The following is a 6772-nucleotide window of genomic DNA, read 5'->3' as shown; positions in this document are numbered from 1 at the left end:
GTAACCGACCATCTGTCTGCGCTCAAAAAGATTATGGCAGATGGAGGCTACACCGGAGAAACATTTGCAAACTCAATCAAGGATCTTTCTGGTGCGGAGGTTGAGGTCGTTAAGCGCAATGAGCTCCATACTTTTGCTGTCCTGCCAAAGCGCTGGATTGTGGAGCGCTCTTTTGCCTGGCTCGACAAATGTCGGAGACTCTGGAAAAACTGCGAACGTAAATTACAGAACTCTTTTCAAATGTTTTCTCTTGCCTTTATTCGTCTGCTCTTAAATAGATGCTAAACAGATTCTAAGGTTGACTAACGATTACTACGCCCGCAATACTTCCAAGAAGCGCCGGATCGTGAACAAGATGAAAGGCTATTCCAGCGCACCGCTATCTCCGCCTCCCTATGGCTACATCAAGAGCCCGGAGGCCCCCCGCTTTTGGATGATCGACCCGGGGGCCACCGAGGTTGTGCGGTGTATCTATCAAATAGCCCTGGACGGCTGCGGGCTGGCGGAAACCGCCGCCGCGCTGGAGCTCAATCCCACCTACTACTGGCGGAGTAAAGGGACCAGCCGGGGCGGTTCCAAGAGCACCGTGGAGCCCACCAAATGGGGCATACCACCATCAAGAAAATCCTCACCTTGCAGGAGTATTGCAGGGACGTGATTAACTCCAAATCCTACTTCAAGTCCTACAAGATCAAAAAGCGGATTGAAAACCCGGAGGAGAGCCGGGCAATCTTCCGCAACGTCCACGAGGCCATTATAGACCGGCCCACCTGGGAAAAGGTGCAGACCTTGAAAAAGGGGACCCGCCGAAGGCGGCCCACCGTCACCCAGGAGCCAAGCGCATTTTCCGGCGTTCTCAAATGCCCGGAGTGCGGCGGCAGCCTCAACTTCCACTTTAACCAGGGCAATCACGCTATTAAATTCTTGAGCTGTCAGAACCAGAATTCCGGCCTGCGGAAGTGTTCCAAGCCCCACTTCCGGCTGGAATTTCTGGAGCGGGTGGCGCTGTACGAGGCAAACCGGCTGGCCTGTTTCGTCAACGAGTACGAGGACGATTTCATCAAGGCCATGATGGGCCGTTTTGTGAAAGTGACGAGAATGAGCGGGCCAGGAAGCAGCAGGAGCTGGACGGGCTTTTCGAGAGGCTTTACGAGGAGAACGTGAGCCAGAAAATCAGCGACGCCCGATTTGCAAAAATGTCCCAGCGGTACGAGCAGGAGCAGGGGGAGAACGCCAAGCGGATCAGGGTGCGCGGCTGGAGCTGAAAAAGAGCGAGGTCCAGCGGGTGGACGTTGACACATTTCTTGAAACGGTCCGGCGGTACACCAACACCACCGAGACCACCCAGCGCATGGTGGCGGAGCTGACCGACCACATCGACGTGTATCATGCGGAAAAGCAGGACGGTATTACCACCTAGCACATCACCAACTATTACAACTATATCGGCACTTTCTCCGTCCCTGACCGCCGGAAAAGTCCCGGCTGAGGAGATTACCATGGGGACGAGAAAGGGAGTAGCCGTCAACTACTCCCCGGAGCGGATTGCCGTATAGGATTTTGAGCAAAAATAATGCGGAGTGTCCCCCAAGGACACTCAAATCCTATAAGGACACTCCGCATGGCCTTACCAAGCTTAAAAGATGCCATCGGCCAGGGCCAAAATTCCTAGGGCAATACCGCAGAATTCTAAGTACCGTATTGGGCAGTCAGATTTTTCTTCAGAGGGTACAGATTGAGCGCCGTCCATCTCACCATTGACAAGCGAAAGCTGTGCTCTATCACGGAAAATCTGCAAGCAAGACGGTGCTTAGAATGGTGCGGTGTTGCCCTAGTAGTTATGCGGCTTTACGGGGTTTTAAAACACCCTCATTGGAACTCTGACTTATAAAGATGCCACTTTTATAAGCGGCCGTTTCGCAGGATGATATCCTACTCATCTTCCACGATTTTTTTGACTTCATCCAGATCCAGGGCACAAATATCGGCAATTTCTTCCAGAGATTTATGCCGCTCCAGCATCCGTTTGACTATACCAGTCTTAGTATCACTTGTGCCCTTCTCAATCCCTTCCTGCCGCCCAATCCACCGTTCATCCTTCAATTTAGCCGCCAGCGTCATCAGCCTCTCCACCTTTCCTTTGTCGGCTTTTATGTCCTCCACCGCCCGGTCTATTTGCGATAAATACTCCGAGCCTGAAATGTCAATTGCCAGCTTTCGATACCTCGCGTTGACATACCGCAGAAACTCCAGCGCCGGTTCGCTCATGTTCCTAACCGTAAACGCGGCATTCAGAATGTAGGCATGAGAGCCGTCCTCATACGACAAATCTTCAGCGCCGTCGATCACAGACTTACGCATATAGAGTGCCAGTCCCCGGCCATAGTAGTCGTCCGTGCAGATGAAAATAATGTAACTTTCTCTGAGCTGCCGGTAGCTCTCAGCAGGTTCCAGCGTCCTGCGGTCTGCTGCTCTGGTAGAATCGGATGCGCCGCTCTAAATCATAGGCATGGCCGGTCTGCATTTCGATATCATACCGGGTTTCGTCCGCGTCCGCCAGAACCACATCCAGCCGGATGCCATGCAGGTTGATGCCGTCCTTAATATCCTGCTGTTTCTCGATATAGGTGATCTCCGCAATTTTCTTCTCCAAAACCGCCTCCAGCAGCGGCTTGACGTTCTCAGGCTGGCGCATCACCTCGCCGAAGATGAAATCATTGGCAAGCGAAAGCTCCGCCGCAGCTTTGTTCATGGCGTCCACCTTCTTTCTGTTATCATTATACCCGAATCCGATCTAAAAAGCAACTGTTTTTGCCTACTCACTGCCCCCCTCCGGCGCGGCGATGTCATCTTTTTCCACCTCCGCCTGTACCAGCCGGGTGACAAAATCCTTCTGCTTGAGCTGATGGCGCTTGAGATAGGCTTTCAGCCGCTGATAGGTTTCCTCGGGCATCTGAATGGCCATTGTCCTTATGTTTTCCATTATAATTTTCTCCTTGTCTATCTATTTTTTGTTTGCGCCATCCTTGTTGAGTATGCTATACTTAGCTCAACAAGGAGGCTTTATCTATGAATATTATCGACGCGATTTCCACCCGACGCAGTGTACGCCAGTTCACATCCCAGCCAATTTCTGATGAGGACCTGCATACCATTCTCACAGCCGGTATGTCCGGCCCAAGTGCGGTAAACGCCAGGCCGTGGAGTTTCCTGGTAGTCCGCGACAGGGATACTCTCTGCAAAATGGCGGACGGCAACGGCTCTGCTGCCCAACCTCTAAAGGGCGCTGTCCTTGGAATTCTTGTGCTGGGCGACATGACCCGCACTTTTGAGCGCGCCCCAGATTATTGGGTCATTGACGGCTCCATCGCCGCACAGAACATGATCCTCGCCGCACACGGCCTGGGCATAGGCTCAGTATGGCTGGGCACCTGGCCCCAGGCGGAAAAAATTGCCGCCCAGCGCCAGCTTTTTGATTTGCCGGAGAGCGCCGTGCCCCACTCCATTATTGCTTTCGGCTACCCGGAGGAATCCCAGAAAAATCTCCCAGCCCGCGGAGGTTATGAGGAAGACCGGGTCCATTATGACAAGTGGTAGCCGAAAGCATTTTAGAACAGATTTGGCGTTCCATACCCCAAAATCTGGTAGTTGCCGATGGGGTAGCTGTTCCTCTCGCAAGCGTCGCCGGAGTTGCCCTCGATGGTGTAGACCCTGCCGCCCTCCACTTTTTCCACAATGCCAACATGGTCGAAGCTGCCGTACTGGACACCGTACTCATCCGGCCAGTCAAAGAAAATGATGTAGTGCCATTGCCCAAATAAACGGGTTCTATGCAACCGCCCACAGCTCGCTGTAAGGACTTCGGGTCATTGCCCACCTCGCAGGTAAACGGTGTTCGGTTCGGTTCCACATAGACAATCTGTAGAAGATTGTCCGGCTTGTGGGCTTTAATCCTCGTTAAAATGAATTTCTTTAAAGCCAATGGTGTCGCAGAAGTATGCGCCGTCCTCTGTGAGCACCACGTCTGAGACGGAGAGGGGATGCCCGCGGTACAGATGGCGTCCCCTGGTGTTGAGCATGGTGAACACATCCTCCAGGTTCTTACAATCCACATCTCCCCTGAATACCTGGTCATAGATGCTGGAATCAACCGGCGCTTTCTTCTGGGACAGGCCCATGAATTTAGCTCTGTCAGGGTCACGCTCGGATTTGACTTGATAGATTTTGATATGCACGGTGTCCTCCTTTATGTCATTTTCTGCTCATTGGTCTGCTCTTGTTTCTCCGCCTGCTGCCAGGAACAACTGGTAATCAGGCGTTTTGTATGTATCCTTGAGTATTGTGGGGTTCAGCACCAGCACCCTGCCCTCAAAGTCCTAATTCTTGCCAGTGTAGTGGCTGGCGCCGAACAGGCCCATCTCCTGCCACGCCTGGCGAACAGTATCTGTAAACAAATTCACCAGTCGCGGAGGATGTTCGCCAGCACCCAGTTTACCCAGTCGACGCCTTCAGCTTGGATTCAATTTGGTATCGTATTTTCATCTGCGCCGGATATGGGTCTATGGTGGGGCAGCGCTTTCCGTTGCGGCATACAAACCTCTTTTACTATCATTTGTGTCCGGCTGACTGGATCACTTCGTTATGCTATACTTTCCTGAAAGATACTTACCCATCACAACGATGCAAACTGAAAAATTAGAATTTTAGGCTCGGTTTTATGGCTGAATCATTGGAAAGCAGGATACAAACTATGTTTCATATAAAAGCGGAAGAAGAACATCACATAGCAAAAGCGCCCTTTGAATGCAAAAGGGGACATCTCACAATTCGCGGAACGGAATATAGGCCAGCCGGTATTCATTTACCAATAGCGATCGTCTGCCATGGTTTTATGGCGTTTCAGGATACTGTAAGACAATATGCCATTGAATTAGCGGATATGGGGTACTTGACCTATACTTTTGACTTTTGCGGAGGCAGTGTCATAAAAGGGAAAAGCGATGGCTTAACTACTGAAATGTCTGTATTAACGGAAGTTGACGATTTAGAAAGCGTAATCGCTTACGCTGCGGGCCGGGAATATGCAGACCAAAATCACATTTTGGTTATGGGGTGCAGTCAGGGGGGATTTGTTTCCGCGCTGGCCGCGGCAAGGGAAACATATCCTATAAAGAAATTAGTTCTCTTTTATCCTGCGTTTTGCATGCCGGATGATGCCAATGCGGGAAAGATGATGTTTGCAAAATTTGACCCTGAGCATTTGCCGGAAGTCATCCGATGCGGCCCCATGAAACTTGGAAAATGCTACGCCGCAGATGTTATGAAAATGGAGCCGTTTGATGAAATCAAAAGCTATAAGAACGATGTTTTGATTATTCACGGAGCAGAGGACAAAATTGTAAATGTCAGTTATTCAAAAAAAGCCTTTGATGCATACAGAAACAGTAATCCCAGCAGGAATATCAGACTTGAAATCATAAAAAACAGCGGACATGGCTTTTCAAAAAAGATCGATAAAACCGCCATAGAAATATTGAGAGATTTTGTGGCATCATAAGATTGGAGCTGTTATTTAATTTCGCGTTTATCAGATAATCATATCTCACCTTTGCCTGGCGTATTTTGAGCGGCCCTTCCAAGCCCATCGCTGTTCTGACCGCAAATCCAATCATGCAGTTTTTTTCTTCTTTCTCCGTCATAAGTTCGGTCAAGCGGATATCAAATCTGCCGTATAACGTATCTTCAATATCCTCACCCCCCAATCGGCCAGGAGCAGTTTTTCTGCGCCAGCCCCATCATAGTACACTGACATATTGTTAATATCCCTATGAGAATACTTGGAGAATTCATCAGCGATTGCTCCCCACTGACCCAGCAGGAACCGTTCACCCGCCGGGAGTTCTCCCTCGTATTCAGTGTCCCAAATCTTGCCGGTGATCGGGAAGTAGTAGAATTTCCTTTCACTTCCCGCGTCATAGGTCATTTTTCTAATACCGTCACGCAGCTCCTGGGCCGTGCGGTACTGGTCGTAGAGGATGTTCTGCTCCAAGTCCTCCTTGATGAGATCGTTTGCCTGAGTGACGATATGCGCCATGTCGTTGGCGTCCTCCAGAGTGTACTCCTCCGGGTACAGGCGCATTAAGTGCTCGCCAATCTCGCCGGTGGGGATCAACTCCCCCCGGACAACATCTCCGCTGCCATCTATAGAGATATGCTCCGGCCGCAGGCGGGCGCCTAACGAGGCTATCGCTTCGGTCAACCGCGAATAGTCCTGAGGCAACTCTATTATGACGTTTTCCCCGGTATCCTTTGTCAATTTTGCTTTGAACATCTACATCCCCCTAACTCTATTTCAAGGCTACTTCCATGGAGAATCGTTTCCAAATCGCAGCGATCCTCCATGCAGATAAAACAACTGCCCATAAACATCCCATCGCGCTCCCGCGCAATGTATTCGCCCAATTTTGAATAGTCTGCAAAATCGTCCATATATTCTCCAATCTGATAGCCGCGCTCATGCTGAGCTATGTATTCTCCCACATCGGTATAATTTTGCGCTTCGTCCATGATGATAAAGTTATGAAAATGGTCCGCCAGTTTTCTGATTTCATCAGCAATATACAATATGCTGTAGAGGTCTAAATCTTCTCTGCTAAGTACCCCGGCAAGCGTGTTGGCGGCAGCGAAACCTGCTGTATCAAAGGCCTGCTCCAGTATATCCTCCCAGATGTCATCCGGATAGGATAAGATTTCTATCTCCATCGTACAGTCG

General features: G+C 50.4%; 13 protein-coding genes. 6 read left to right on the top strand and 7 right to left on the bottom strand.

Translation table 11 applies throughout. From position 1 onward, the window contains the following. From U8U68_RS02295 to U8U68_RS02280, 4 genes are all read left to right on the top strand, one after another. Positions 1-285, top strand: a 285-nt coding sequence (locus U8U68_RS02295) for a transposase (RefSeq protein ID WP_322199232.1), incomplete at its 5' end; no start/stop codon positions are given. A 61-nt stretch (positions 286-346) separates the two neighbouring features. Then, positions 347-658: a hypothetical protein gene (locus U8U68_RS02290; RefSeq protein ID WP_322199231.1), complete on the top strand. Its 312-nt coding sequence runs from the start codon at positions 347-349 to the stop codon at positions 656-658. Further along, positions 601-1164: a recombinase zinc beta ribbon domain-containing protein gene (locus tag U8U68_RS02285; RefSeq protein ID WP_322199230.1), complete on the top strand. Its 564-nt coding sequence runs from the start codon at positions 601-603 to the stop codon at positions 1162-1164. Before U8U68_RS02290 ends, U8U68_RS02285 begins: the two co-directional genes overlap by 58 nt. A 121-nt stretch (positions 1165-1285) precedes the next feature. Beyond that, on the top strand, positions 1286-1420 hold the full coding sequence (locus U8U68_RS02280; protein WP_322199229.1) for a DUF4368 domain-containing protein: 135 nt from the start codon (positions 1286-1288) through the stop codon (positions 1418-1420). 512 nt (positions 1421-1932) lie between these two features. Here U8U68_RS02280 and U8U68_RS02275 read toward each other — a convergent pair. The 3 genes from U8U68_RS02275 to U8U68_RS02265 all read right to left on the bottom strand — a co-directional run bounded on the left by U8U68_RS02275 (position 1933) and on the right by U8U68_RS02265 (position 2983). After that, entirely contained in the window at positions 1933-2361 is a 429-nt protein-coding gene (locus U8U68_RS02275) for a hypothetical protein (protein WP_322199228.1), read from the bottom strand. A gap of 79 nt (positions 2362-2440) precedes the next feature. After that, positions 2441-2752, bottom strand: coding sequence for a PD-(D/E)XK nuclease family transposase (locus U8U68_RS02270; protein WP_322199227.1), 312 nt, complete (start codon positions 2750-2752; stop codon positions 2441-2443). A 63-nt stretch (positions 2753-2815) separates the two neighbouring features. Further along, on the bottom strand, positions 2816-2983 hold the full coding sequence (locus tag U8U68_RS02265; RefSeq protein ID WP_322199226.1) for a hypothetical protein: 168 nt from the start codon (positions 2981-2983) through the stop codon (positions 2816-2818). 86 nt (positions 2984-3069) lie between these two features. Here U8U68_RS02265 and U8U68_RS02260 point away from each other — a divergent pair, with 86 nt between their 5' ends. Next, entirely contained in the window at positions 3070-3597 is a 528-nt protein-coding gene (locus tag U8U68_RS02260) for a nitroreductase family protein (RefSeq protein WP_322199225.1), read from the top strand. Positions 3598-3608: 11 nt separating this feature from the next. On the opposite strand, the gene U8U68_RS02255 is transcribed toward U8U68_RS02260, so the two are convergent. Then, a complete protein-coding gene (locus tag U8U68_RS02255; RefSeq protein WP_322199224.1) occupies positions 3609-3836 on the bottom strand; it encodes a CHAP domain-containing protein in 228 nt (75 codons plus the stop codon). A gap of 111 nt (positions 3837-3947) precedes the next feature. Further along, on the bottom strand, positions 3948-4235 hold the full coding sequence (locus U8U68_RS02250; RefSeq protein WP_322199223.1) for a YodL domain-containing protein: 288 nt from the start codon (positions 4233-4235) through the stop codon (positions 3948-3950). A 515-nt stretch (positions 4236-4750) separates the two neighbouring features. Here U8U68_RS02250 and U8U68_RS02245 point away from each other — a divergent pair. Then, positions 4751-5557, top strand: a complete 807-nt coding sequence (locus tag U8U68_RS02245) for an alpha/beta hydrolase family protein (RefSeq protein WP_322199222.1) — start codon at positions 4751-4753, stop codon at positions 5555-5557. A gap of 150 nt (positions 5558-5707) precedes the next feature. On the opposite strand, the gene U8U68_RS02240 is transcribed toward U8U68_RS02245, so the two are convergent. Further along, positions 5708-6331, bottom strand: a complete 624-nt coding sequence (locus tag U8U68_RS02240) for a hypothetical protein (protein ID WP_322199221.1) — start codon at positions 6329-6331, stop codon at positions 5708-5710. Further along, positions 6313-6762 carry a hypothetical protein gene (locus U8U68_RS02235; RefSeq protein WP_322199220.1) on the bottom strand — a complete coding sequence of 150 codons (450 nt, stop codon included), beginning with the start codon at positions 6760-6762 and terminating at the stop codon, positions 6313-6315. The genes U8U68_RS02240 and U8U68_RS02235 overlap by 19 nt, the downstream gene beginning before the upstream one ends. Between the last annotated feature and the right edge of the window lie 10 nt (positions 6763-6772).

The organism is Acutalibacter intestini (assembly GCF_034334985.1).
Lineage (GTDB): Bacteria > Bacillota > Clostridia > Oscillospirales > Acutalibacteraceae > Acutalibacter > Acutalibacter intestini.
The sequence above is the reverse complement of the archived record's forward strand: the minus strand, read 5'-3'. Positions and strand labels throughout refer to the sequence as shown.

Bases quoted from the DNA above. Each gene is read 5' to 3' on its own strand.
- U8U68_RS02270 (WP_322199227.1), bottom strand. From the start codon at position 2,752: ATGAACAAAGCTGCGGCGGAGCTTTCGCTTGCCAATGATTTCATCTTC.
- U8U68_RS02260 (WP_322199225.1), top strand. From the start codon at position 3,070: ATGAATATTATCGACGCGATTTCCACCCGACGCAGTGTACGCCAGTTC.
- U8U68_RS02265 (WP_322199226.1), bottom strand. From the start codon at position 2,983: ATGGAAAACATAAGGACAATGGCCATTCAGATGCCCGAGGAAACCTAT.
- U8U68_RS02285 (WP_322199230.1), top strand. From the start codon at position 601: ATGGGGCATACCACCATCAAGAAAATCCTCACCTTGCAGGAGTATTGC.
- U8U68_RS02240 (WP_322199221.1), bottom strand. From the start codon at position 6,331: ATGTTCAAAGCAAAATTGACAAAGGATACCGGGGAAAACGTCATAATA.
- U8U68_RS02235 (WP_322199220.1), bottom strand. From the start codon at position 6,762: ATGGAGATAGAAATCTTATCCTATCCGGATGACATCTGGGAGGATATA.
- U8U68_RS02245 (WP_322199222.1), top strand. From the start codon at position 4,751: ATGTTTCATATAAAAGCGGAAGAAGAACATCACATAGCAAAAGCGCCC.
- U8U68_RS02275 (WP_322199228.1), bottom strand. From the start codon at position 2,361: ATGCGTAAGTCTGTGATCGACGGCGCTGAAGATTTGTCGTATGAGGAC.